Consider the following 22,993-nt stretch of genomic DNA (forward strand, 5'->3'; position numbering starts at 1 on the left):
CACCCGAGAGACTCTCTCAGGCTTTCCTCCGGGCGCTTCCCTTCGGTCTTGCGTTTCCGACTCTATCAGATCCTTTTCCGATCCGATTTCCTCGGCGCTTTCCAGGTTCCCGCTTCCGCGTTTCCCTTTCCGGCGGTTCCGACTCTATCAGATCCTTTCGGGCCTGATTCCCAGTCAGAGGGGCTTGTCTTCCCGGCCGTTGGGCCGTTCCGACGTGGTGAGACTTTAGCGGATTCCCGGCTCCCGACCTAATCGGGGCCGCGCCCTTTCGAACGTGGATTCCTCACTCCGTAATACGCATGCCAGTGACACCCGAGGTGGCTGGTTACGTTCGGAATGGCTGTCCGGGGACCGACCGGAGTCGGCGCTCACGTCGGACAACTCGGAGAACCCTACGGAGGGGGGACCGGCGTGTCAACTCAGGTGTGTCGTAGCCGCTCGGGGCGTAGTCTCGGGAGCGTGATGACGCGTACGTGCACCCAGTGCTGGTGGGCCGCCTGACGGCGGCCGCGCTCACGTACGCAGGTAGACGGCCGCCGCTTCGGCGGCCGTTCTCGTATCTCCCTCCAGGAGGGGCGGCCGGCGGGCGGCGGTCCTGACCAGGAGGAGAGAAGAGAGATGGCACGGGTCTTCAGTGGGGTCAAGCCGACCGGGCATCTGACGCTGGGGAACTATCTGGGAGCCATGCGGCAGTGGGCCGCCGTCGATCAGCACCGGGGCGGGGCGCTGTTCTGCGTCGTCGATCTGCACGCGCTGACCGTGGAGCACGATCCGGCGCGGGTGCGGCGGCTGAGCCGTCAGACGGCGTCGCTGTTGCTGGCGGCGGGGCTGGATCCGGAGCTGTGCACCCTGTTCGTACAGAGCCATGTGGACGAGCACGCTCGGCTGTCGTACCTGATGGAGTGCGTCGCGACCGACGGGGAGATGCGGCGGATGATCCAGTACAAGGAGAAGGCGGCGCGGGAGCGGGTGCGGGGCGGGAGTGTGCGGCTGTCGTTGCTGACGTATCCCGCGCTGATGGCGGCGGACATCCTGGCGTACAACGCCGACGAGGTGCCGGTGGGGGACGACCAGACGCAGCATGTGGAGCTGGCGCGGGATCTGGCCGTGCGGTTCAACCAGCGGTACGGGCACACGTTCGTGGTGCCGCGGGCCACCCGGCCGGGGGTGGCGGCTCGGGTGATGAATCTCCAGGAGCCCACGTCCAAGATGGGGAAGAGCGATGACGCCGGGCCGGGGATCGTCTATCTGCTCGACGAGCCGGATGCCGTGCGGAAGAAGGTGATGCGGGCCGTCACCGACAGTGGGGAGGGGGTCGTGTACGACCGGGAGGGGCGGCCCGGTGTCGCGAATCTGCTGGAGGTTCTCGCCGCCTGTGCGGGTGGGGAGCCGGAGGCGCTGGCCGGCGGTTACGACTCGTACGGGGCGTTGAAGAAGGATGTCGCCGAGGCGGTCGTGGAGGTGTTGCGGCCGCTGCGGGAGCGGCATCGGGAGCTGTGTGCCGATCCCGGGTACGTGGAGGGCGTGCTGCGGCGGGGGGCCGCGCGGGCTCGGGACGTGGCGCGGCCCACCGTGGACGCCGCCTACCGGGCGATCGGGTTGCTCGCCCCGTAGGCCGGGCCGGCGTCAGCCGTTGTTGCCGGAGGCCAGCTCGCGGCTGCGGTCGCGGGCGGCTTCCAGGGCGGCGATGAGGGCGGCCCGTACGCCGTGGTTCTCCAGTTCGCGGATGGCGCTGATCGTCGTGCCCGCGGGGGAGGTGACGTTCTCGCGGAGCCTGACCGGGTGTTCGCCGCTGTCGCGGAGCATGGTCGCGGCGCCGATCGCGGACTGGACGATCAGGTCGTGGGCCTTGTCGCGGGGCAGGCCGAGCAGGATGCCGGCGTCGGTCATGGCTTCGACCAGGTAGAAGAAGTACGCCGGGCCGGAGCCGGAGAGGGCCGTACAGGCGTCCTGCTGGGACTCGGGGACGCGGAGGGTCTTGCCGACGGCGCCGAAGATCTCCTCGGCGTGGGCGAGGTGGGCGGCGGTGGCGTGGGTGCCGGCGGAGATGACGGACATGGCCTCGTCGACGAGGGCGGGGGTGTTCGTCATGACGCGGACGACCGGGGTGCCGGTGGCGAGGCGGTCCTCGAAGTAGGCGGTCGGGATGCCCGCCGCGCCGCTGATGACCAGGCGGTCGGCGGGGACGTGGGGGGCCAGCTCGTCGAGGAGGGTGCCCATGTCCTGGGGTTTGACCGTGAGGATCAGGGTGTCGGCGGTCTTGGCGGCCTCGGCGTTGGTGACCGGGGTGACGCCGTGGCGGGCGTGGAGTTCGTCGGCCCGTTCCTGGCGGCGGGTGGTGACCAGCAGGTCGGCGGGGGTCCAGCCGGCGCGGATCATTCCGCTGAGCAGGGCTTCGCCGATCTTGCCGGTGCCGAGGACTGCGACTTTCTGGGTCATGGCTGCGGGTGCCTCCGAGGGTGCGTCGTCCGTCGTCATCCTCGCATCCCGGGGGCGGGCGGGGGTGGTGCGTCCAGTGGGCGGGACGTGGGTCGCCGCGGCCGGGCGTCAGGGGGCCGGGGCGCACTGGAGGGTCACGTCGTAGACCTCTTCGACGATGCCGTCGGGGAAGACGGCCAGGAGGCGCTCGCGCTCCTCGGTGAGGAAGGCGGCGCTGTGTTCCGCGTCGTGGACGAGGAAGACCGAGTGGCTGCCGATGTTGGCCAGGTGGGTGTCGAGCGGGACGCGGCGGCTCCAGCGGATGACGCGGCGCACCGGCACGAGGCGGTCGTCGGGGTCGTCGAGGCGGGTGCCGGCGTCGCGCTGCTCGGCGGAGACGTCGAGGCGGAAGTGGCGCCGGATCCGTTCGGCGGCGTCGGCGATCCAGGGGACGTCGACGGCGTCGGTGTTCCACCACAGCGCGAGGGCGCCGCCCGGACGCAGCACGCGCAGCGCCTCCGGCACCGCGCGGGCCGGGTCGGTCCAGTGCCAGGACTGGGCGTAGGTGAGCAGGTCGAGGGAGGTGTCGGCGAGGGGGAGGGCGTCGCCGGTGCCGCGGATCAGGGGGACGTCGGCGAGGGTGCGGCGGAACTGGGCGGCCATGCCCGCGCCGGGTTCGACGGCGGTGACGTCGGCGCCGCGGGCGTGCAGCAGGGCGGTGGCTATGCCGGTGCCGGCGCCGATGTCCGCGACGCGGGCGCCGGTGAGGGGGCGGCCGGTGAGGTCTTCGGAGGCGTCGAAGAGGGCGGGCGGGTAGGCAGGGCGGGCGGCGGCGTACTGGGCGGCGGCCGCGTCGAAGGAGCGGGCGCGGGCGGAGTGCGCGGGCGGAGTGGGCGTGGTCATACGGCCATTGGTGGCCGGGCGGGGGCGGTCTAGCGGCGGCGCTTTTTCGGGTTGCCCGAGCGGCGGGTCGTGCGCTTCTCGTACTGGGCGACGGCCGTTTTGTACTCGGCGCGGTGGAGCTTCTCGCCGGGGGCCTCGGCGAGGCAGCGCAGGGCGTAGGCGAGGAGGGAGCCGAGGAAGCCGACGGTGAGCAGGCCGCGCAGGGACGCCTGGCGGTCGGGGTCGGGGCGGGTGGTGAAGGTGCCCCAGGTGTGGCCGAAGGCCAGGGCACTGCACACCGCGAACATCACGATGACCAGGACGGTGACGAAGCTGCCGATCTCCGCGATCCGCAGGCCCTGGTAGGCGAGACGCAGGACCAGGCAGGCGGCGGCCGCGAGGACCAGCGCGCCGGCGGCGAGGCCGAGGCGGCGGGCGGTGTAGCCGCCGTCGTGGTGCAGCCAGGTCGTGCCGAAGAAGCGGATGGGTTCCGGGCGGGGGCCGGCCGGGGTGCCCGCGGCGGTACCGGTGGTCTCGGGGCTGCCGTTCTCTTCGCTCACGCGTCGATTATCGCCGCCGGTGGTCGCCGTCCCGCCGCGGGTTCCGGGTGGAGCGGTCGCGTGGTCAGTCGCGTGGTCAGTCGCGTGGGTCAGGAGCAGCGCGGGCGGATGTAGCCGTCGCTGCCGGTCCTGACGTAGGCGTCCGAGACGAACTGACCGTTGTCGATGTTGTCCCAGATGTTGGTGGTGCCGTAGGTGCCGGTGACCCGGGTGCCCGGGGACTGGCAGAAGATCGGGACCTTGGCGCCCAGCGGCAGCTGCTTCACCAGTGCGTACTGGGTGCCGGGGCCGGTGCGGACGTTGAGGCGCACGCCCGGCGCGACCGCGAAGTAGGTGAGGTCCGCCGCCGCCGTGGTGACGGCCTCGCCCTCGTCCCCGCCCGTGGCTTCCGTGGCCTGTTCGACCGACATGAGAACTCCCCCCAGATCGTCCCTTGCGCCCCACGGCTGTCGTGGGGTCACAGTGATTCGAACGCGGAGGCTAGCAAGCCGCCTCGGTCTCGTACGAGTCATCGACTAGGCTCCGTGCGTCGCGCGCGTGGACGAACAGTACGGGGGGTCCCATGGCGCCGCAGCGGAGCACCGGTACGGATGCGGAAGCGGAACTTCCTGAGTACGCCGGTCACTACCGTCTGGAGTCCTGTCTCGGGTCGGGCGGCATGGGCGTCGTACACCTGGCGCGCAGTACGTCGGGGATGCGGCTGGCGGTGAAGGTCGTGCACGCCGAGTTCGCCAGGGACCCGGAGTTCAGGGGGCGGTTCCGGCAGGAGGTCGCGGCGGCGCGGCGGGTGAGCGGGGCGTTCACCGCGCCGGTCGTCGACGCCGATCCGGATGCCGGGCGGCCGTGGATGGCCACGTTGTTCATCGACGCGCCGACCCTTGCCGAGCAGGTGAAGCGGAACGGTCCGCTGGACGCCGACCGGCTGCGCCGGCTGATGGCGGGGCTGGCGGAGGCGCTGCGGGACATCCACCGGGTCGGGGTCGTGCACCGGGATCTCAAGCCGAGCAACGTGCTGCTGGACGAGGACGGGCCGAAGGTCATCGACTTCGGGATCTCCCGGCCGGCCGACAGTGAACTGCGTACGGAGACGGGGAAGTTGATCGGGACGCCGCCGTTCATGGCGCCCGAGCAGTTCCGGCGGCCGCGGGAGGTGGGGCCGGCCGCGGACGTGTTCGCGCTGGGCTCGGTGATCGTGCACGCGGCGACCGGGCGGGGGCCGTTCGACTCGGACAGTCCGTATGTCGTCGCCTATCAGGTGGTGCACGACGAGCCGGATCTGACGGGCGTGCCCGAGTCGCTGGCCGCGCTGGTGCTGCGGTGTCTGGCGAAGGAGCCGGAGGACCGGCCCACGCCGGACGAGGTGATGCGGCAACTGCGGTCGGTGGCGGCGTCGTACGACACGCAGGCGTTCATTCCGGCGCAGCGGGCGCCGGAACCCGCTCCCGCCGTTCCCGCCGTGGAGGCGGACGCGTCGACCCACGTCAAGGAGTCGGCCGGGGCGGTCCCGGAGCGTCGGGGACCGCGCAGGCGGCTGCTGCTGGTGGCGGGCGCGGTCTGCCTCGCGGCGGTCGGCATGCTCGTCCCGCCGCAGTTGCTCGGGGGTACGGACGCGGAGTCGTCCGGGGGGCGGGCGAGCGCGTCGGCGTCGTTCGCCGGGTGGGAGAGCGCCGCGGTGACCGGGGCGGGGGGTTCCGTGTGCGCGTACGGGGCGGGGCGGTTGCTGTGCGCGCGGGACGGGGCGGTGCTCGCTCTCGACCCCGACGACGGGACGCGGCTGTGGCGGCGCTCCGTCGCGGGCCGTTCCCGCAGCGGGCCGCCGGCCGTCGCGGGCGGGCTCGTGCAGCCCGCGCTGAACGAGGGCGCCGCGCTGACGGCGTTCGACCCGGTCACGGGCGAGCCCGCGTGGCGCCGGGAGGTGCCCGCGTACCAGGGTGTGCGCCCGGTCGGCGGGATGCTGCTGCTCACCGGCACGGACGGCAAGGTGACCGGGGTGGACGGGGCCACCGGTGAGACGGTGTGGTCGCGGCGGATTCCCGGGCAGGCGGTGCCGTACTTCGCCTCGTTCGGCGACGGCGGGGCGGCGGGCGGCATGGCGTACGCGACGAGTGTGTCGGACGACGGGACGCGTACCCGGGTCACGGCCGTGGACGCCGGGACGGGTGACGTGCGGTGGGACGCGGAGCTGGCGGGAGAGCTGGAGGTGGTGGGGGCGGCGGACGGTTCCGTCGTCTTCCTCGACTCCGACGCGGTCTACGGCGAGACGCGGGCCGTCGTGCGGTACACCCCCGGGGCCGGGGCCGTGCGGCGGGTGTCGCTGCCGGTGCCGGTGGCCCGGGCGCAGGGGGCCGTGCGCGGGGACGTCGTGTACGTGATGGGCGCGGGCGGCACGCTGGCGGCCGTCGATCTGGCGGCGCGTGAGCAGCGGTGGAGCCTGGAGACGGGCGTGAGCCGCGGTTCGGCGCCCGTCACCGACGGGCGGCATGTGTACGTCACCGCCCCGGACGGGCGACTGCTCGGCGTGGACGCCCGTACCGGGCGGCTCCTGGGTCAGACGGCCCCGCGGCTGGGCGGTGGGTCGGACCGGGTGGCCGCGGCGCTGCCCGCGCCCGTCGCCGTCGGGGGCCGGGTCTACGCCGGTGCCCCCGACGGGACGGTCTTCGCGGTGGACGGGCGGGATCCGGCCGCCTGGTGACGGCAGTCCAGTCGCCTGGTGACGGCATCCAGTCGCCTGGTGCGGGGCGGGCGGGGCCGGGCGGTGGGTGTGGCACGGGGCGGGGCGGGCGACGGTGGGCGGGCCCGCGGGGCGGGGCGCCTCGCGGGGGGGGTGGCGCGAGGTGGGGCGCCTCGCGTGGGCGGCCCCGCGGGGCCAAGCCGCCCGGCAGACGGCTACGGCGCGGGACGCCCTGTGGAGGGCGGCCCACGGCGCGAGGCCGTCGAGCAGAAGGCGAAGGGACGGGACAGGCCCCTGCCCCCGTAGGCGGCCCCGCAGGCCAAGCCACCCGGCAGACGGCTCCGGCGCGGGACGCCCCGTAGAGGGCGGCCCGATGCGCCAGGCCGTCGAGCAGAAGGCGAAGGGACGGGACAGGCCCCTGCCCCCGTGGACGGACCCGCAGGGCCAAGCCACCCGGCAGACGGCTACGGCGCGGGGCGCCCCGTGGAGGGCGGCCCGATGCGCCAGGCCGTCGAGGGGTGGGCGTGGGTGTGGGCGGGGTCAGCCGAGCTTGCTGACGTCCCGGACGGCGCCCTTGTCCGCGCTGGTCGCCATCGCGGCGTAGGCGCGCAGGGCGGCCGAGACCTTGCGGTCGCGGTTCTTCGGGGCGTACGTGCCGTTCAGCGCCTGCTCGCGGCGGGCCAGCTCGGCGTCGTCGACCAGCAGCTCGATGGAGCGGCCCGGGATGTCGATGCGGATGCGGTCGCCGTCCTCGACCAGGGCGATGGTGCCGCCGGAGGCCGCCTCGGGGCTGGCGTGGCCGATGGACAGGCCCGAGGTGCCGCCGGAGAAGCGGCCGTCGGTGACCAGCGCGCACGCCTTGCCCAGGCCGCGGCCCTTCAGGTACGAGGTCGGGTAGAGCATCTCCTGCATGCCGGGGCCGCCCTTGGGGCCCTCGTAGCGGATGACGACGACGTCGCCCTCCTTGACCTGCTGGGTGAGGATCTTCTGCACGGCCTCCTCCTGCGACTCGCAGACGACCGCCGGGCCCTCGAAGGTCCAGATCGACTCGTCGACGCCGGCGGTCTTGACCACGCAGCCGTCCACGGCGAGGTTGCCCTTGAGGACCGCCAGCCCGCCGTCCTTGGAGTAGGCGTGCTCGGCGGCGCGGATGCAGCCGCCCTCGGCGTCCGTGTCGAGGGTGTCCCAGCGCTCGGACTGGGAGAACGCCTCGGCGGAGCGGACGCAGCCCGGGGCCGCGTGCCACAGTTCCACGGCCTCGGGGGACGGGGAGCCGCCGCGGACGTCCCAGGTCTTCAGCCAGTCGGCGAGGGACGGGCTGTGGACGGAGTGCACGTCCTCGTTGAGCAGGCCCGCCCGGTGCAGCTCGCCCAGCAGGGCGGGGATGCCGCCGGCGCGGTGCACGTCCTCCATGTAGTACGTGCGGTCCTTGGCGACGTTCGGCGCCACCTTGGCCAGGCACGGCACGCGGCGCGAGACGGCGTCGATCTGCTCCAGGCCGAAGGGCACGTCCGCCTCCTGGGCGGCGGCCAGCAGGTGCAGGATCGTGTTGGTGGAGCCGCCCATCGCGATGTCGAGGGCCATGGCGTTCTCGAACGCCTGGAACGTGGCGATGGAGCGGGGCAGCGCCGAGGCGTCGTCCTGCTCGTAGTAGCGGCGGGTGAGGTCCATGACCGTCTCGGCGGCGCGCACGTAGAGCTGTTCGCGGGCCGTGTGGGTGGCCAGCACCGAGCCGTTGCCGGGGAGGGAGAGGCCGATCGCCTCGGTGAGGCAGTTCATGGAGTTGGCGGTGAACATGCCGGAGCAGGAACCGCAGGTCGGACAGGCGCTCTCCTCGATGCGGAGCATGTCCTCGTCCGAGACCTTCTCGTTCACCGCCTCGGACATCGCGTCGACCAGGTCGAGCGTGCGGACCGTGCCGTCGACCAGGGTGGCGCGGCCGGACTCCATCGGGCCGCCGGAGACGAAGACCGTCGGGATGTTCAGGCGCAGCGCCGCGTTGAGCATGCCCGGGGTGATCTTGTCGCAGTTGGAGATGCAGATCAGGGCGTCGGCGCAGTGGGCCTCGACCATGTACTCCACGCTGTCCGCGATCAGGTCGCGGGAGGGCAGGGAGTAGAGCATGCCGCCGTGGCCCATGGCGATGCCGTCATCGACGGCGATCGTGTTGAACTCGCGCGGGATGCCGCCGGCCTCCTTGACCGCCTCGCTGACGATCCGGCCGACGGGGGCCAGGTGGGTGTGGCCGGGCACGAACTCCGTGAAGCTGTTGGCGATCGCGATGATCGGCTTCCGGCCGATGTCCGCACCGGGTACACCGGAGGCGCGCATAAGGGCGCGGGCGCCCGCCATGTTGCGGCCGTGGGTGACTGTGCGGGACCTCAGCTCGGGCATCGTCGCTCGCTCCTTCGGAGAGTTCTGCCGTGTCGCTCAGAGCACTGACAGGGTTCTGACTGACGTCGAGCGTACGCCCGTCATCCAGGGTCCGGGACACGGTGTCCGGATGACGGGACGCGTATCGCGTCGGCCGGGGTGCTCCCCAGGCCGCCGTCGCTCACCCGCGGGAGGTGCTCGTCGTGGAGGCCAGGTGGCGGCGGGTGAAGGCGAGGGCCTCGGCCAGGTCGGCCTCCCGTTCGGCGCTGGACATCGCCCGGCGGGTGTTGACCTCGATGACGACATGGCCGTCGAAGCCGGTCAGCGCGAGACGCTCCAGCAACTGGGCGCAGGGCTGGGTTCCGCGGCCGGGGACCAGGTGCTCGTCCTTGGCGGAGCCCCGTCCGTCGGCGAGGTGGACGTGACCGAGCCTCTCCCCCATGCGGTCGATCATGCCGAGGGCGTCGGTGCGGGCGGTGGCGGTGTGACTGAGGTCGATCGTGAAGTGCCGGTAGTCGTCCTTGGTGACGTCCCAGTCGGGGGCGTAGGCGAGCATCTCGCGGTCGCGGTAGCGCCAGGGGTACATGTTCTCGACGGCGAACCGCACGTCCGTCTCGTTCGCCATGCGCCACACGCCGTCGACGAAGTCACGCGCGTACTGGCGCTGCCAGCGGAAGGGCGGGTGGACGACGACCGTGCTCGCGCCGAGCTTCTCGGCGGCGGCGCGGGCGCGCTGGAGTTTGACCCAGGGGTCGGTGGACCAGACGCGCTGGGTGATGAGCAGGCACGGGGCGTGCACGGCCAGGATCGGGACCTGGTGGTAGTCGCTGAGTCTGCGTAGTGCCTCGATGTCCTGGCTGACCGGGTCGGTCCACACCATGACCTCGACGCCGTCGTATCCGAGGCGCGCGGCGATCTCGAAGGCCGTCGCCGTCGACTCCGGGTAGACGGAGGCCGTCGACAGGGCGACCTTCGCATCCGGGATGCGTAGGGGCTCCGCCATGGGGTTCAGGTTACGGGGTGCGGTCGGGTGAGCCGGCGCGCCCGGTCGCCGTTGTGGTGAGGGCCATAGGGCGGGTGCGGCGCCGTCGTGGCTGTCCGGGCGCTGCCCCGCGCCCCTGTCGGGCGCTATTCCTGGCCCATGTGATCAAGGCGGCGGAGGATCACTCCCTCCCTCAGGGCCCACGGGCAGATCTCCAGGGTTTCCACCCCGAAAAGATCCATCGCCGCCTCGGCCACCAACGCGCCCGCGACCAACTGGCTCGCCCGGCCCTCGGAGACGCCGGGGAGTTCGGCGCGTTCGGCGGTGGTCATGGCGGCCAGGCGGGGGACCCAGCTCTCCAGGGAGGAACGTTTCAGTTCGCGCTGGACGTAGAGGCCCTCGGCGGAGCGGGCGGCTCCGGTGAGGCGGGCCAGTTGCTTGAAGGTCTTGGAGGTGGCGACGACGTGGTCGGGGGCGCCGAAGCGGCTGAACTCGCCGACCGTCCGGGCTATCTCCGTACGGACGTGCCGGCGCAGGGCGCGGACGGCGTCCGGGTCGGGCGGGTCGCCGGGGAGCCGGCCGGCGGTCAGGCGGCCCGCGCCGAGCGGCAGGGAGACGGCGGCGTCGGGTTCCTCGTCGATGCCGTACGCGATCTCCAGGGAGCCGCCGCCGATGTCGAGGACCAGCAGCTTGCCCGCGGACCAGCCGAACCAGCGGCGGGCGGCGAGGAAGGTGAGCCGGGCCTCGTCCGCGCCGGTCAGGACGGTCAGCTCGACGCCGGTCTCGGCGCGGACGCGGGTGAGGACCTCGTCGGCGTTGTGCGCCTCGCGCACGGCGGAGGTGGCGAACGGCAGCAGGTCCTCCACCCCCTTGTCCTCGGCGGCCTGCAGCGCCCGCCGGACGACGGCTGTCAGCCGGTCGACGCCGTCGGCGCCGATCGCGCCGTCCGCGTCGAGGAGTTGGGCGAGGCGCAGTTCGGCCTTGTGCGAGTGCGCGGGCAGCGGGCGCGCGCCCGGGTGCGCGTCCACCACCAGCAGGTGGACCGTGTTGGATCCCACGTCGAGGACACCGAGTCTCATGTACGGAACGCTACTGCCAGGACGGCCGACGGTGGTGCGGGTACCGGGGGCGGGCGACTTACCCTGGACGGGTGCCAAAGACGAAGCAGGCGAAGGACGCGAAACTGCCCAAGAAGGGCAAGCGGAAGAAGACGGACGCGCGGGCCGTGGCAGCGCCGGCGGGTGACGAGAAGGGGCTCGACTTCGCGCGCGCGTGGGTGGAGTTTCCGGATCCGGCCGACGACGAGCAGGTCTTCCGCTGCGATCTGACATGGCTGACCTCTCGTTGGAACTGCGTCTTCGGCAGTGGCTGCCAGGGCATCCAGGCGGGCCGCGCGGACGACGGGTGCTGCTCGCTGGGTGCCCACTTCTCCGACGAGGACGACGAGGCCCGGGTCGCCGGGCATGTGGCCCGGCTCACGCCGGACATCTGGCAGCACCACGCCGAGGGCACGGCGAACGGCTGGGTGTCCGAGGACGAGGAGGGCTCCCGGCAGACCCGTCCCTTCCAGGGGTCGTGCATCTTCCAGAACCGGCCCGGTTTCGCCGGGGGCGCCGGCTGCTCGCTGCACATCCTGGCGCTGCGGGAGGGGCGCGAGCCGCTGGAGACCAAGCCGGACGTGTGCTGGCAGCTGCCGGTGCGGCGGACGTACGAGTGGATCGACCGGCCCGACGACACGCGTGTCCTCCAGGTGTCGATCGGTGAGTACGACCGGCGGGGCTGGGGTCCGGGCGGCCATGATCTGCACTGGTGGTGCACGTCGGCCACGTCGGCGCACGGTGCGGGCGAGCCGGTGTACGTGTCCTACCGGCCGGAGCTGATCGAGCTGATGGGCAAGGCGGGTTACGACCGGCTGGCCGAGCTGTGCGAGGAACGGCTTGCCTCGCGGCTGCCGCTGCTGGCGCCGCATCCGGCGGATCCGGTGCTTCCGGTGCCGACGGTGCCTTCTGCTGCTCCAGCGGCTCCTGCTGCTCCAGCGGCTCCTGCTGGTTCCGTGCCTCCTGTGCCTCCTGTGCCTCCTGTGGCGTAGGCGGTACTGGGGACTGCGGCGTCGCGGCACCGCGGACTGCTCGGGGTCTACGGCGCCGCCGGGCTCGGGACGTCGTCGCCGTCGGGCGGGGCCTGCGGGCCGCCCGTGCCGGTGGGGGACGGGTCGGCGGGGGTGGGGTCGGGGGCCGTGGTGGTGGGTGGCGCGGTCGGGGTGGGCTCGGCCGGCGGCGGGGCCGTGGCGGTGGGGCGCGGGTCGGCGGGGGGCGGGGTGTCCGGCGTGCCGGGCGGGCCGGGGCGGGGGCCTGGCCGGGAGGGGCCGGGCGCGGTGCCGTAGCCCTCGATGGAGACGACGGCGCCGCCGGGCGCGACGGCCACCCGGGCGCTCCAGTGGCCGGAGGGCTCGCGCAGCTGATCGACGTGGACCTTGACCGTGGTGCTGGTGCCGGGGGCGAGCGTGCCCGAGGAGCGGTCCAGGTAGAGCCAGGGGGCGCCGGTCGAGGCGGACCAGCGCACCGGGGAGCGGCCGGTGGCGGTGAGGGTGATGAGCGTGGTGCCGCCGCTGCGGGCGGCCGTCACCTCCATCCGGGCGGTGCCCTCGCGGTCGACGGGGCCGAGGACCTTCACAGAGACGCGCAGGTCGCCCGCGGATGCGGTGCCGGCGCTGCCGGTGTGCTCGTAGCCGCCCGCCGTCGTGCCGTCGCCGTCGCCGTCGGCGGCGTCGGTGTCATGGGTCTCGCTGGCGCTGGTGACGCGGCCGTCCTCGGTCCCGGTGGCCGGGGTGCCGCGACAGGCCGCCCACAGGGCGAACGCGGGGGCCGCCACGACGGTGGCGACGACGGTCGTGACGACGGCACGCGCGCGTAGCCGGTCGCGCCGGGCGGCGCGGTCGCCGGGAGGCATCGGGAAACCCCGCCGGTCGAAGCGGGGGGCGGCGCCCCGCGCGCGCGGGAGGTGCGCCATCGTCATGTGCAGAGCCGCGCGGGGGGCGGTCAGGACGGGCAGCGCGGCGGGCGTGACGCTGGTGCCGGGCCAGCGGCCGGGGATGGCTCGCTCGGCGGTGCGGCGGCAGCGCGGGCAGTCGTCGACGTGCCGGACCAGCTCGCGGCGGAGGGCCGCGCTCAGCACCGGCCGGTCGTCGCCGCCGGCGCCGGCGAAGCGGGCGATGCCCGGGCAGGTGCCGGTCTCGACGACGGCGAGGGCGGCGCGGGTGCGTTCGACCTCGCAGGCGGCGGAGGCGAGCAGTTCGCGCGCGGCGGCCGGGGCCGTGCCGAGGACGGCGGCGACCTCGTGGGCGGCCAGGTGGTGGCGGACCGCGAGTTCGAGGGCCTCGCGCTGTTCCGGGGTGGTGCCGGCCGCCTCCGGCCAGGCGAGCAGGGCCAGTTCGCGGCGGCGGTGCTCCTGGACGTCCACGGGGACGGCCGGGGCGGGCGGGGCCTCGGTGGGGGCCTCACGGCCCGCCGCGTGGGCGGCCTGACGTTTCTGCTGGGCCTCGGACAGCTTGCGCAGACAGGCCCAGCGGGCCAGCGCGTACAGCCAGGCCCGGCGGTCACCGGCGGCCTCGGGGCAGCGGTGGTGGCGGCGCTCGGCGAGGACCAGGGCGTCGCCCAGGGCGGCGGTCGCGGCGTCGTGGTCGCACAGCACGGACAGGCAGTAGGTGAACAGACCGTCCAGATACGGCTCGTGGGGCGTGGGCGGTCGCTGCGCCACCGTGCGCGCCGCGCCGCGGTCACGCGCTTCCCGGTGCGCCCGGTGTGCGCCGGTCGTGCGGGTCGTGGTCTGCGGACTGCTGCTGCTCATCCGGCGACCGTAGGGGGCTATGGGTGGCGCGGACTGGCGCGTTGGCCACTTTTAATCCGTACGGGTGAAATGATCCCTCGATAGGGGACAGGAACCCTTTGTTCCGCCTTGGCGTTTTACGGCAGATGGCCGACGCGCGCCCGCTGGCGCCGGGCAAACGCCGGGCCGGCGCCTGGGGTGCCGGGTGGACTGCCGGGGGCTGTCGGAGAGGGCCGTCGGAGAGGGCTGTCGGAGGGACTGTCGGAGGGCCTGTCAGTGGGTGCGGCTACGGTTTCGTGCATGGCTGCCCGTACGAAGACCACCAAGGACCGTCCGTCCTACCGCTGCACGGAGTGCGGCTGGCAGACGGCCAAGTGGCTCGGTCGCTGCCCCGAGTGCCAGGCGTGGGGGACGATCGAGGAGTACGGCGCGCCCGCGGTCCGCACGACGGCGCCGGGGCGCGTCACCACCTCCGCGCTGCCCATCGGCCAGGTCGACGGCCGCCAGGCCACCGCCCGCTCCACCGGCGTGCCCGAGCTGGACCGCGTACTGGGCGGCGGGCTGGTCCCCGGCGCGGTGGTGCTGCTGGCCGGTGAGCCCGGCGTCGGCAAGTCCACGCTGCTCCTCGACGTCGCGGCCAAGGCGTCGACCGAGGAGCACCGGACCCTCTACGTCACGGGCGAGGAGTCGGCGAGCCAGGTCCGGCTGCGCGCCGACCGCATCGGCGCCCTCGCCGACCACCTCTACCTCGCCGCGGAGACCGACCTCGCGGCGGTCCTCGGCCACCTCGACGCGGTGAAGCCGTCCTTGCTCATCATGGACTCGGTGCAGACGGTCGCCTCCCCGGAGATCGACGGCGCCCCCGGCGGCATGGCGCAGGTGCGGGAGGTGGCGGGGGCGCTGATCCGCGCCTCCAAGGAGCGCGGCATGGCCACCCTGCTGGTCGGCCACGTCACCAAGGACGGCGCGATCGCCGGCCCCCGGCTCCTCGAACACCTCGTGGACGTCGTCCTGAGCTTCGAGGGCGACCGGCACGCGCGGCTGCGCCTGGTCCGGGGCGTCAAGAACCGCTACGGCGCCACCGACGAGGTCGGCTGCTTCGAGCTGTCCGACGAGGGCATCGTCGGGCTGGCCGACCCCAGCGGGCTGTTCCTGACCCGCCGCGCCGAGCCGGTGCCCGGCACCTGCCTGACCGTCACCCTGGAGGGCCGCCGCCCGCTGGTGGCCGAGGTGCAGGCGCTCACCGTCGACTCGCAGATCCCCTCCCCCCGGCGCACCACGTCCGGTCTGGAGACGTCCCGGGTGTCGATGATGCTGGCCGTCCTGGAGCAGCGCGGCCGCATCAGCGCCCTGGGGAAGCGGGACATCTACTCCGCGACGGTCGGCGGCGTGAAGCTCTCCGAGCCCGCCGCCGACCTCGCCGTCGCCCTCGCCCTGGCCAGCGCGGCCAGCGACACCCCGCTGCCCAAGAACCTGGTCGCGATCGGCGAGGTCGGCCTCGCGGGCGAGGTGAGACGGGTCACGGGCGTGCAGCGCAGGCTCTCCGAGGCGCACCGGCTGGGCTTCACGCACGCGCTGGTACCGGGCGATCCGGGGAAGGTCCCGCCCGGCATGAAGGTCCTGGAAGTGGCGGACATAGGGGACGCGCTGCGGGTCCTTCCGCGATCCCGTCGCCGAGAGGCCCCACGGGAGACGGAGGACCGCCGGTAGACTTTGCCCTGGTCTCGCCCGTCCGTACGAACCGAGTGCGCGAAACGGGGGCGTCCCAGAACCAGCGACCGGAGGAGTGCAGTGGCAGCCAACGACCGGGCGGCGGCTCCCGGGAAATCCGGTGCGAGCGCCGGTTCCGATGGCCTGATGCGCGCCTCGCTGAGTGCCGTGGCACCGGGAACAGCGCTGCGTGACGGCCTGGAGCGCGTGCTCCGCGGCAACACCGGCGGACTGATCGTGCTCGGCTCCGACAAGACCGTCGAGGTGATGTGCACCGGCGGCTTCGTGCTGGACGTGGAGTTCACCGCGACGCGGCTGCGCGAGCTGTGCAAGCTCGACGGCGGCATCGTGCTCTCCTCGGACCTGTCGAAGATCCTGCGGGCCGGTGTCCAGCTGGTCCCCGACCCGACGATCCCCACGGAGGAGACGGGCACCCGGCACCGTACGGCGGACCGGGTCAGCAAGCAGGTCGGCTTCCCCGTGGTCTCCGTCTCGCAGTCCATGCGGCTCATCGCGCTCTACGTCGACGGACAGCGCCGGGTCCTGGAGGACTCGGCGGCGATCCTGTCCCGCGCCAACCAGGCGCTGGCCACGCTGGAGCGGTACAAGCTGCGTCTCGACGAGGTCGCGGGCACGCTGTCCGCGCTGGAGATCGAGGACCTGGTCACCGTCCGGGACGTCTCGGCGGTCGCGCAGCGCCTGGAGATGGTGCGCCGGATCGCCACCGAGATCGCCGAGTACGTGGTGGAGCTGGGCACCGACGGACGGCTGCTCGCGCTCCAGCTCGACGAGCTGATCGCGGGCGTGGAGCCCGAACGGGAGCTGGTGGTACGGGACTACGTGCCCGAGCCCACCGCGAAACGTTCGCGCACGGTGGACGAGGCGCTGGCCGAGCTGGACAAGCTCAGCCATGCGGAGTTGCTCGAACTGTCCACGGTGGCGCGGGCGTTGGGCTACCTGGGTTCACCGGAGACGCTGGACTCGGCGGTGTCGCCGCGCGGGTTCCGGCTGCTGGCCAAGGTGCCGAGGCTGCCGGGGGCGATCATCGACCGGCTGGTGGAGCACTTCGGCGGGCTGCAGAAGCTGTTGGCGGCCAGTGTGGACGACCTGCAGGCCGTGGACGGGGTCGGGGAGGCTCGGGCGCGGAGTGTGCGGGAGGGGCTCTCGCGGTTGGCGGAGAGTTCCATTCTGGAGCGGTACGTGTAGCCTCCGGCGTTCGGTGCGTTCTCCGTGCCCCTGGCGGGGCGCTTTTCCTCAGGCGCTCTCCAGCACGAACGACGTCTGCGTCTTCGTGAAGCCCGGAACCTTGGCCTCGACCAGGTACGTGCCCGCCTTCGCCTTGCCGGACTCGGGGGTCGCGCACTTGGGGGCGCTCGGCTCGCGGTCCCACTTGACCGTGTAGGTGATGCCGGTGCCGGCCGGGACCCGGAACGCCAGGCTCTCGGCGCCCTTCACACAGTCGTCGGAGGACCAGAACGCGTCGTCGCCGTCGGCCGGGGTGATCGTCACCACCGCGTGCCCGGGCCCGAGATCGACTTTGCAGTCGCTGCCGGAGGTGTTGCGCACGGTGAGTTCGAAGGCGGGGGTCTGGCCCGGCTCGTAGGTGTTGCGCACGCTGCGCAGGCTCAACTCGACGGCGCCGGCGGTGCAGTCGGGCAGCGAGGTCCCCGCCGGCAGGGCGTCGCCCGAGCCGACACCGGCGGCCGTACCCCCTCCCGAGCCGCTGCCGGAACCCGAACCGCCCGCGTCACCGGAGCCGCCACCAGAGTCCCCCGCGCCGGATCCCGAACCGTCGCCGGACCCGTCGCCCGGCCCGTCCTCCCCGCCGGAGCCGGTCCCGCCGGAGTCCTCGTCGCCCGACTCGTCGCGCCCGCCCGGCGCTTGGCTGATCGCGGGCCCCGAACCCGAGGGACCCGGCGTGATCGAGGGAGCGGGATTCTTGCCGTCGGCACCGTCGTCACGGCCGCCCCCGCCGCCTCCGCCGCCCATGGTCATGATCCACGTGACCAGAAGCGCCAACACGACGACGACGGACAGCAGTACGGCCCTCCGACGCCAGTAGATGGAGGAGGGAAGCGGCCCGACCGGATTGCGCAGAGATCCCACGGCGGAAACTGTACGAGAGATCGATGCGTTACCTTGCGCCACCCGCCGTTCGGGGCATCAACTTTTGCGGATCATCATTCCGGAGATGGCCCCTGACGTGCCGTCAACCACCGTAAGCGGACAAAACGGTCACCCATCATGACGGCCGGCCCCCTGCGTCTTCACAGCTGCGGCGCTTGCAGCTCTGGCCATTGCTTGACGTACGTCACCGGGTGGCGCTGCGCCCGCCGGACCGTCCTCCCGTGGCAGGATCGGTAGGCCATGACTGCGCCCACGAAGCCTCAGCCTCAGACCGAGCCCCAGACCCAGCCCCAGCCCCAGACCGAGCCTCAGACCGAGACCGAGCCTCGGACCGAGACGGAGCCCTCGCGCACCGGTCCCGCCGAGCCCGTCCCGGCCGGTTCCGGCTCGCCGCTGCACGCCCCCGTCATCGACTGGTTCGACGAACACGCCCGCGACCTGCCGTGGCGGCGCCCGGAAGCCGGCGCCTGGGGCGTCATGGTCAGCGAGTTCATGCTCCAGCAGACGCCGGTCAGCCGCGTCCTGCCCGTCTACGAGCAGTGGCTGGCCCGCTGGCCGCGCCCCGCCGACCTGGCCGCGGAGGCCCCCGGTGAGGCCGTCCGCGCCTGGGGCCGGCTCGGCTACCCGCGCCGCGCGCTGCGGCTGCACGGCGCCGCCGCCGCCATAGCGGAACGGCACGGCGGCGACGTACCGTCCGACCACGCGGCGCTGCTCGCGCTGCCCGGCATCGGCGAGTACACGGCCGCCGCCGTCGCCTCGTTCGCCTACGGCCGGCGCCACGCCGTGCTGGACACCAACGTCCGCCGGGTCTTCGCGCGGGCCGTCACCGGTGTGCAGTACCCGCCGAACGCCACCACCGCCGCCGAGCGCCGGCTCGCCCGCGCGCTGCTGCCGGACGACGAGCCGACCGCCGCGCGCTGGGCCGCCGCCTCCATGGAGCTGGGCGCTCTGGTGTGCACCGCGAAGAACGAGTCGTGCCACCGCTGCCCGATCGCCGCGCAGTGCGCCTGGCGGCTGGCGGGCAAGCCCGCCCACGACGGTCCGCCGCGCCGCGGCCAGACCTACGCGGGCACCGACCGCCAGGTGCGGGGCCGGCTGCTGGCCGTACTGCGGGAGGCCCCCGGGCCGGTCCCGCAGGCGGCCCTCGACCGGGTCTGGCACGAGCCGGTCCAGCGGGCCCGCGCCCTGGACGGCCTGGTCGCCGACGGACTGGTCGAGCCGCTGTCCGGCGGCCGTTACCGGCTGCCGCTGGCCTGATCTCGTACGGACGAAGGCGCCGATAACCGCCCCAACCTGCCCTCGCCTTTATCCCGGCCTTACTTCCGTTACACAACCGACGGACAGCCGATTGCCAGTCGCGGCCTTCCTCGCACAGCGCCGTGACAACGCTTCCCTAGCTTCGTTCCCGTGCCCCTCAGGCACAGCAGGACCACGGAACACACAACGGGGAACGGGAGGCGGTTCACCATGGCGCAGGCGCAGGCGCAGGGCGAGGTGCTGGGATTCGAAGAGTACGTCCGCACCCGGCAGGACGCGCTGCTGCGCAGCGCCCGCCGGCTGGTCCCGGACCCGGTCGACGCCCAGGACCTGCTCCAGACGGCGCTGGTCCGCACGTACGGCCGCTGGGAGACCATCGAGGACAAGCGGCTCGCGGACGCCTATCTGCGCCGGGTCATGATCAACACGCGGACCGAGTGGTGGCGGGCGCGCAAGCTGGAGGAAGTGCCGACCGAGCAGCTCCCGGAGCCCTGCGTGGACGACGCCGCCGACCAGCACGCCGACCGGGCGCTGCTGATGGACGTACTGAAGGTGCTCGCCCCCAAGCAGCGCAGCGTGGTCGTGCTGCGACACTGGGAGCAGATGTCCACGGAGGAGACGGCCGCCGCCCTCGGCATGTCGGCCGGCACCGTCAAGAGCACGCTGCACCGGGCGCTGGCCCGGCTCCGCGAGGAGCTGGTGGCCCGCGAGTCGGACGCACGCGCGCTGGAGCACGAGGAGCGGGAGCGGTGCGCGGCCTGAGCGGCGGCCCACGGTCCGGGCCGGGCCGGGTGAGCGTCAGAGCGGCGGTTCCGGCGGTGGCCGGGGCCGTCGCCGTGCTGCTCTCCGGCTGCATGGCCGGCGGCACCGGCGCCCGCGACGAGGGGCCGGCCCGCGCCGAGTCGGCGACCGCCCCTGCCGTGTCGCCCTCGCCGTCGGTCTCCTCGGCCAAGGCCGCCGGCCGGGTGGACGCGGTCCGCCTGGTCAAGAACGACCCGCAGGTCTCGGCGGAGGTCAAGCGGGAGCTGAAGCCGTGCGTCGCCGACGAGTACCCCGTCGACGTCAGTTACGGCAATCTGACCGGCGGCCCCGCCGCGGACATCGTCGTCAACGTTCTGACCTGCGGCGACGCGGTCGGCGTGGGCAGCTATGTGTACCGGGAGGAGAACGGCGGCTACCAGCACGTGTTCAAGGCCGAGGAACCGCCGGTCTACGCGGAGATCGACCGCGGCGACCTGGTGGTGGCCAAGCAGGTGTACGCGACGGACGACACGGTGTCGGTCCCGTCCGGCGAGAACGTGATCACGTACCGCTGGGTCTCGGGCCGGTTCGTCGAGAAGTACCGCACGCACAACGACTACAGCAATGCCGTCGGGACCGGTGCCTCGCCGGTCCCGGACAGCTGACCCGGGCACCGGCCCCGGCACGACCGCGCGAGTGGACCGGACGGGCCGTCCGGACCGATGGGACAGTGACCGGCTCGCGGCGCCCGCACCGACCACCTTCGAGGACTGAGAGCACCCGGATGTCAGACCAGACCCACGTCCTGTTCGTCGAGGACGACGACGTCATCCGCGAGGCCACCCAGCTCACCCTGGAGCGGGACGGCTTCGCGGTCACCGCGATGCCCGACGGGCTGTCGGGTCTGGAGGCGTTCCGGGCGAGACAGCCCGACATCGCGCTGCTGGACGTCATGGTCCCGGGGCTGGACGGGGTCAGCCTGTGCCGCCGTATCCGGGACGAGTCCACGGTGCCGGTGATCATGCTGTCGGCGCGGGCCGACTCCATCGACGTGGTGCTGGGCCTGGAGGCGGGCGCCGACGACTACGTGACCAAGCCGTTCGACGCGGCGGTGCTGGTCGCGCGCATCCGCGCGGTGCTGCGCCGCTTCGGCCACGCGGGCGGCGGCCGGTACGACGACCGGGGCGCCGCGGCGGCCGGCGGGGTGCTGACCTTCGGCGCGCTGGAGGTGGACACCGAGGGCATGGAGGTACGCCGGGAGGGGCGGCCGGTGGCGCTGACGCCGACGGAGATGCGGCTGCTGCTGGAGTTCTCCACCGCGCCGGGCACGGTGCTCTCCCGCGACCGGCTGCTGGAACGGGTGTGGGACTACGGCTGGGGCGGGGACACCCGGGTCGTCGACGTCCATGTGCAGCGGCTGCGCACGAAGATCGGCCAGGACCGGATCGAGACGGTCCGCGGCTTCGGCTACAAGCTCAAGGCCTGAGGAGCTGAGGGCGTATGCGGCAGTTGCGGTTCATCCGGCGGCTGCGGGGCGCGGCGCGGCGGCGTGGGGGTGGTGATGCCCGCGGTACCGATGTGCGTGGTGTGGAGGTCCGCGGTAGGGAAGCCCGTGGTGGGGAGGCCCGTGGTGGCGCGGGGGCCGTCGGTGGCGCGGAAACCCGTGGTGCGGATGTCCGGCGCGCGGGCATCCGTACCGGCGGCGGGCGTACCGGCCCGTCGGCAACGGCGCTCCGGCGCGCGGGTGCCCGTACCGGCCGACGGGCCGACGTACTGCGGCGGGCCGGTATCCGTACCGGGCTGCGATGGAAGCTGAGCGCGGCCATCGCGCTGGTCGGCGCGCTGGTCGCGATCGTGCTCAGCCTGGTCGTGCACAACGCCGCCCGGGTGTCGATGCTGGACAACGCGCGTGACCTCGCCGACGAGCGGGTCCTGATCGCCCAGCGCAACTACGAGCTGTCGGGACGGCTCAACTTCCCCAACGCCCGGATCGACGACCCGGGGCTGCCCCCCGAGCTGCGCGCGAAGGCCCAGGAGGGGCGCCGGGCGACCTTCGTCTCCGACCGGCCGGGCGGCGCCGCCGACATCTGGGCCGCCGTGCCGCTCAAGAACGGGCACGTGATGTCGCTGCACACCGGGTTCACCGACCGCAGCTCCGACATCCTCGAAGACCTCGACAAGGCGCTGGTCATCGGCTCGATCACGGTCGTCCTGGGCGGCAGCGCGCTCGGCGTGCTCATCGGCGGGCAGCTCTCGCGCCGGCTGCGCAAGGCCGCCGCCGCCGCGAACCAGGTCGCCGCGGGCGAGACCGACGTACGGGTGCGGGACGCCATCGGCGGGGTGGTGCGGGACGAGACCGACGACCTCGCGCGGGCGGTGGACGCGATGACGGAGACGTTGCAGCAGCGGCTGGAGGCGGAGCGCCGGGTCACCGCCGACATCGCGCACGAGCTGCGCACCCCGGTGACGGGACTGCTGACCGCCGCCGAGCTGCTGCCGCCGGGCCGGCCCACCGAGCTGGTGCTGGACCGGGCCAAGGCGATGCGCACCCTGGTCGAGGACGTGCTGGAGGTGGCCCGGCTGGACAGCGCCTCGGAGCGGGCCGAGCTGCAGGACATCGTGCTGGGCGAGTTCGTGGCCCGGCGGGTGGCGGCCAAGGGCGGGGACGTCACGGTGCGGGTGCTGCACGAGTCGGAGGTCACCACCGACCCGCGCCGCCTGGAGCGGGTGCTGTTCAACCTGCTGGCCAACGCCGCCCGGCACGGCCGGCCGCCCGTCGAGGTCAGCGTCGAGGGGCGGGTGGTGCGGGTACGCGACCACGGTCCCGGCTTCCCCGAGGGGCTGCTCGCCGACGGCCCGAGCCGCTTCCGCACCGGCAGCGCGGACCGGGCCGGCCGGGGCCACGGGCTGGGGCTGACCATCGCGACCGGTCAGGCCCGGGTCATGGGCGCGCGGCTGACCTTCCGCAACGTACGGCCCTCCGGTGCGCCCGAGGACGCGCCCGCCGAGGGAGCCGTCGCCGTGCTGTGGCTGCCGGAACACGCGCCGACGAACACCGGCAGCTTTCCGATGCTGCCGGATCAGCCGACGGACGGCGACTGACCGGCGGGCCGGCTGATCCGGCCCGCCGCCGGACGGAGCCCCCGGGCCTGGAACGGCCCGGGGGCTCCGGTGGTGCGGGTGCGTGCTGCCGACCGGCGGTCGGACGGCTGCCGGAGCCTGCTGACGGCTGTGCGCTGCTTATGGCTGCGACGGCTGTGCGGCTGCTGAGGGCTGCTGAGGGCTGAGGCAAGCCGACGGCTGTGCGGCTGGTGACGGCTACTACGGGTGAGGCAAGCCGACGGCTGTGCGGCTGCCGACGGCTACTACGGGTGAGGCAAGCCGACGGCTGTGCGGCTGCCGACGGTTACTACGGGCTGAGGCAGGCCGACGGCTGACGTCGGCTGT

General features: G+C 73.5%; 19 protein-coding genes. 10 read left to right on the forward strand and 9 right to left on the reverse strand.

Annotated elements, in window-relative coordinates:
* The first annotated feature begins 618 nt into the window (after positions 1-618).
* A complete protein-coding gene (gene trpS, locus ACZ3IG_RS29900) occupies positions 619-1,614 on the forward strand; it encodes a tryptophan--tRNA ligase (protein WP_467435957.1) in 996 nt (331 codons plus the stop codon).
* A 12-nt stretch (positions 1,615-1,626) separates the two neighbouring features.
* Here trpS and proC read toward each other — a convergent pair whose 3' ends face one another.
* The 4 genes from proC to ACZ3IG_RS29920 all read right to left on the reverse strand — a co-directional run bounded on the left by proC (position 1,627) and on the right by ACZ3IG_RS29920 (position 4,270).
* Positions 1,627-2,439, reverse strand: a complete 813-nt coding sequence (gene proC / locus ACZ3IG_RS29905) for a pyrroline-5-carboxylate reductase (RefSeq protein ID WP_467435958.1) — start codon at positions 2,437-2,439, stop codon at positions 1,627-1,629.
* Positions 2,440-2,547: 108 nt separating this feature from the next.
* A complete protein-coding gene (locus ACZ3IG_RS29910) occupies positions 2,548-3,321 on the reverse strand; it encodes a class I SAM-dependent methyltransferase (RefSeq protein ID WP_467435959.1) in 774 nt (257 codons plus the stop codon).
* A 29-nt stretch (positions 3,322-3,350) separates the two neighbouring features.
* The gene (locus ACZ3IG_RS29915) at positions 3,351-3,860 is read right to left on the reverse strand and encodes an EamA/RhaT family transporter (protein ID WP_467435960.1); all 510 of its coding nucleotides are present in this window, start codon (positions 3,858-3,860) and stop codon (positions 3,351-3,353) included.
* An 89-nt stretch (positions 3,861-3,949) separates the two neighbouring features.
* On the reverse strand, positions 3,950-4,270 hold the full coding sequence (locus ACZ3IG_RS29920; RefSeq protein WP_467435961.1) for an SH3 domain-containing protein: 321 nt from the start codon (positions 4,268-4,270) through the stop codon (positions 3,950-3,952).
* A gap of 152 nt (positions 4,271-4,422) precedes the next feature.
* Here ACZ3IG_RS29920 and ACZ3IG_RS29925 point away from each other — a divergent pair, with 152 nt between their 5' ends.
* A complete protein-coding gene (locus ACZ3IG_RS29925; protein ID WP_467435962.1) occupies positions 4,423-6,552 on the forward strand; it encodes a protein kinase domain-containing protein in 2,130 nt (709 codons plus the stop codon).
* A 519-nt stretch (positions 6,553-7,071) separates the two neighbouring features.
* Here the strand turns inward: ACZ3IG_RS29925 and ilvD are convergent.
* The 3 genes from ilvD to ACZ3IG_RS29940 all read right to left on the reverse strand — a co-directional run bounded on the left by ilvD (position 7,072) and on the right by ACZ3IG_RS29940 (position 10,965).
* Positions 7,072-8,925 carry a dihydroxy-acid dehydratase gene (ilvD, locus tag ACZ3IG_RS29930; protein WP_467435964.1) on the reverse strand — a complete coding sequence of 618 codons (1,854 nt, stop codon included), beginning with the start codon at positions 8,923-8,925 and terminating at the stop codon, positions 7,072-7,074.
* Positions 8,926-9,085: 160 nt separating this feature from the next.
* On the reverse strand, positions 9,086-9,907 hold the full coding sequence (locus ACZ3IG_RS29935; protein ID WP_467435965.1) for a sugar phosphate isomerase/epimerase family protein: 822 nt from the start codon (positions 9,905-9,907) through the stop codon (positions 9,086-9,088).
* A gap of 125 nt (positions 9,908-10,032) precedes the next feature.
* On the reverse strand, positions 10,033-10,965 hold the full coding sequence (locus ACZ3IG_RS29940) for a Ppx/GppA family phosphatase (RefSeq protein WP_467435967.1): 933 nt from the start codon (positions 10,963-10,965) through the stop codon (positions 10,033-10,035).
* Between the two features lie 71 nt (positions 10,966-11,036).
* Between ACZ3IG_RS29940 and ACZ3IG_RS29945 the strand changes: the two genes are divergently transcribed.
* Positions 11,037-11,975, forward strand: coding sequence for a DUF3109 family protein (locus ACZ3IG_RS29945; protein WP_467435968.1), 939 nt, complete (start codon positions 11,037-11,039; stop codon positions 11,973-11,975).
* Between the two features lie 47 nt (positions 11,976-12,022).
* Here ACZ3IG_RS29945 and ACZ3IG_RS29950 read toward each other — a convergent pair whose 3' ends face one another.
* On the reverse strand, positions 12,023-13,732 hold the full coding sequence (locus tag ACZ3IG_RS29950) for a BACON domain-containing protein (protein WP_467435969.1): 1,710 nt from the start codon (positions 13,730-13,732) through the stop codon (positions 12,023-12,025).
* Positions 13,733-14,011: 279 nt separating this feature from the next.
* On the opposite strand from ACZ3IG_RS29950, the gene radA reads away from it, so the two are divergent.
* Both radA and disA read left to right on the forward strand, forming a co-directional pair.
* Positions 14,012-15,421: a DNA repair protein RadA gene (radA, locus tag ACZ3IG_RS29955; protein ID WP_467435970.1), complete on the forward strand. Its 1,410-nt coding sequence runs from the start codon at positions 14,012-14,014 to the stop codon at positions 15,419-15,421.
* A gap of 81 nt (positions 15,422-15,502) precedes the next feature.
* Positions 15,503-16,627, forward strand: a complete 1,125-nt coding sequence (gene disA / locus ACZ3IG_RS29960; protein ID WP_467435971.1) for a DNA integrity scanning diadenylate cyclase DisA — start codon at positions 15,503-15,505, stop codon at positions 16,625-16,627.
* Between the two features lie 48 nt (positions 16,628-16,675).
* On the opposite strand, the gene ACZ3IG_RS29965 is transcribed toward disA, so the two are convergent.
* The gene (locus ACZ3IG_RS29965; RefSeq protein WP_467435972.1) at positions 16,676-17,527 is read right to left on the reverse strand and encodes a hypothetical protein; all 852 of its coding nucleotides are present in this window, start codon (positions 17,525-17,527) and stop codon (positions 16,676-16,678) included.
* A 261-nt stretch (positions 17,528-17,788) separates the two neighbouring features.
* On the opposite strand from ACZ3IG_RS29965, the gene ACZ3IG_RS29970 reads away from it, so the two are divergent.
* The 5 genes from ACZ3IG_RS29970 to cseC all read left to right on the forward strand — a co-directional run bounded on the left by ACZ3IG_RS29970 (position 17,789) and on the right by cseC (position 22,648).
* Positions 17,789-18,805, forward strand: coding sequence for an HhH-GPD family protein (locus tag ACZ3IG_RS29970; protein WP_467435974.1), 1,017 nt, complete (start codon positions 17,789-17,791; stop codon positions 18,803-18,805).
* Between the two features lie 210 nt (positions 18,806-19,015).
* Positions 19,016-19,567, forward strand: coding sequence for a SigE family RNA polymerase sigma factor (locus ACZ3IG_RS29975; protein ID WP_467435975.1), 552 nt, complete (start codon positions 19,016-19,018; stop codon positions 19,565-19,567).
* Complete coding sequence (locus ACZ3IG_RS29980; protein WP_467435976.1) at positions 19,555-20,211, forward strand: hypothetical protein; 657 nt, start codon at positions 19,555-19,557, stop codon at positions 20,209-20,211. The genes ACZ3IG_RS29975 and ACZ3IG_RS29980 overlap by 13 nt, the downstream gene beginning before the upstream one ends.
* A gap of 119 nt (positions 20,212-20,330) precedes the next feature.
* Complete coding sequence (cseB, locus tag ACZ3IG_RS29985; protein ID WP_467435977.1) at positions 20,331-21,032, forward strand: two-component system response regulator CseB; 702 nt, start codon at positions 20,331-20,333, stop codon at positions 21,030-21,032.
* A 14-nt stretch (positions 21,033-21,046) separates the two neighbouring features.
* Positions 21,047-22,648, forward strand: coding sequence for a two-component system sensor histidine kinase CseC (cseC, locus tag ACZ3IG_RS29990; protein ID WP_467435979.1), 1,602 nt, complete (start codon positions 21,047-21,049; stop codon positions 22,646-22,648).
* Positions 22,649-22,993 lie beyond the last annotated feature (345 nt).

It is taken from the genome of Streptomyces sp. NPDC016677 (assembly GCF_055562815.1).

Bases quoted from the DNA above. Each gene is read 5' to 3' on its own strand.
- trpS (WP_467435957.1), top strand. From the start codon at position 619: ATGGCACGGGTCTTCAGTGGGGTCAAGCCGACCGGGCATCTGACGCTG.
- proC (WP_467435958.1), bottom strand. From the start codon at position 2,439: ATGACCCAGAAAGTCGCAGTCCTCGGCACCGGCAAGATCGGCGAAGCC.
- ACZ3IG_RS29910 (WP_467435959.1), bottom strand. From the start codon at position 3,321: ATGACCACGCCCACTCCGCCCGCGCACTCCGCCCGCGCCCGCTCCTTC.
- ACZ3IG_RS29920 (WP_467435961.1), bottom strand. From the start codon at position 4,270: ATGTCGGTCGAACAGGCCACGGAAGCCACGGGCGGGGACGAGGGCGAG.
- ACZ3IG_RS29925 (WP_467435962.1), top strand. From the start codon at position 4,423: ATGGCGCCGCAGCGGAGCACCGGTACGGATGCGGAAGCGGAACTTCCT.
- ilvD (WP_467435964.1), bottom strand. From the start codon at position 8,925: ATGCCCGAGCTGAGGTCCCGCACAGTCACCCACGGCCGCAACATGGCG.
- ACZ3IG_RS29935 (WP_467435965.1), bottom strand. From the start codon at position 9,907: ATGGCGGAGCCCCTACGCATCCCGGATGCGAAGGTCGCCCTGTCGACG.
- ACZ3IG_RS29940 (WP_467435967.1), bottom strand. From the start codon at position 10,965: ATGAGACTCGGTGTCCTCGACGTGGGATCCAACACGGTCCACCTGCTG.
- ACZ3IG_RS29950 (WP_467435969.1), bottom strand. From the start codon at position 13,732: ATGAGCAGCAGCAGTCCGCAGACCACGACCCGCACGACCGGCGCACAC.
- radA (WP_467435970.1), top strand. From the start codon at position 14,012: ATGGCTGCCCGTACGAAGACCACCAAGGACCGTCCGTCCTACCGCTGC.
- ACZ3IG_RS29970 (WP_467435974.1), top strand. From the start codon at position 17,789: ATGACTGCGCCCACGAAGCCTCAGCCTCAGACCGAGCCCCAGACCCAG.
- ACZ3IG_RS29975 (WP_467435975.1), top strand. From the start codon at position 19,016: ATGGCGCAGGCGCAGGCGCAGGGCGAGGTGCTGGGATTCGAAGAGTAC.
- cseB (WP_467435977.1), top strand. From the start codon at position 20,331: ATGTCAGACCAGACCCACGTCCTGTTCGTCGAGGACGACGACGTCATC.
- cseC (WP_467435979.1), top strand. From the start codon at position 21,047: ATGCGGCAGTTGCGGTTCATCCGGCGGCTGCGGGGCGCGGCGCGGCGG.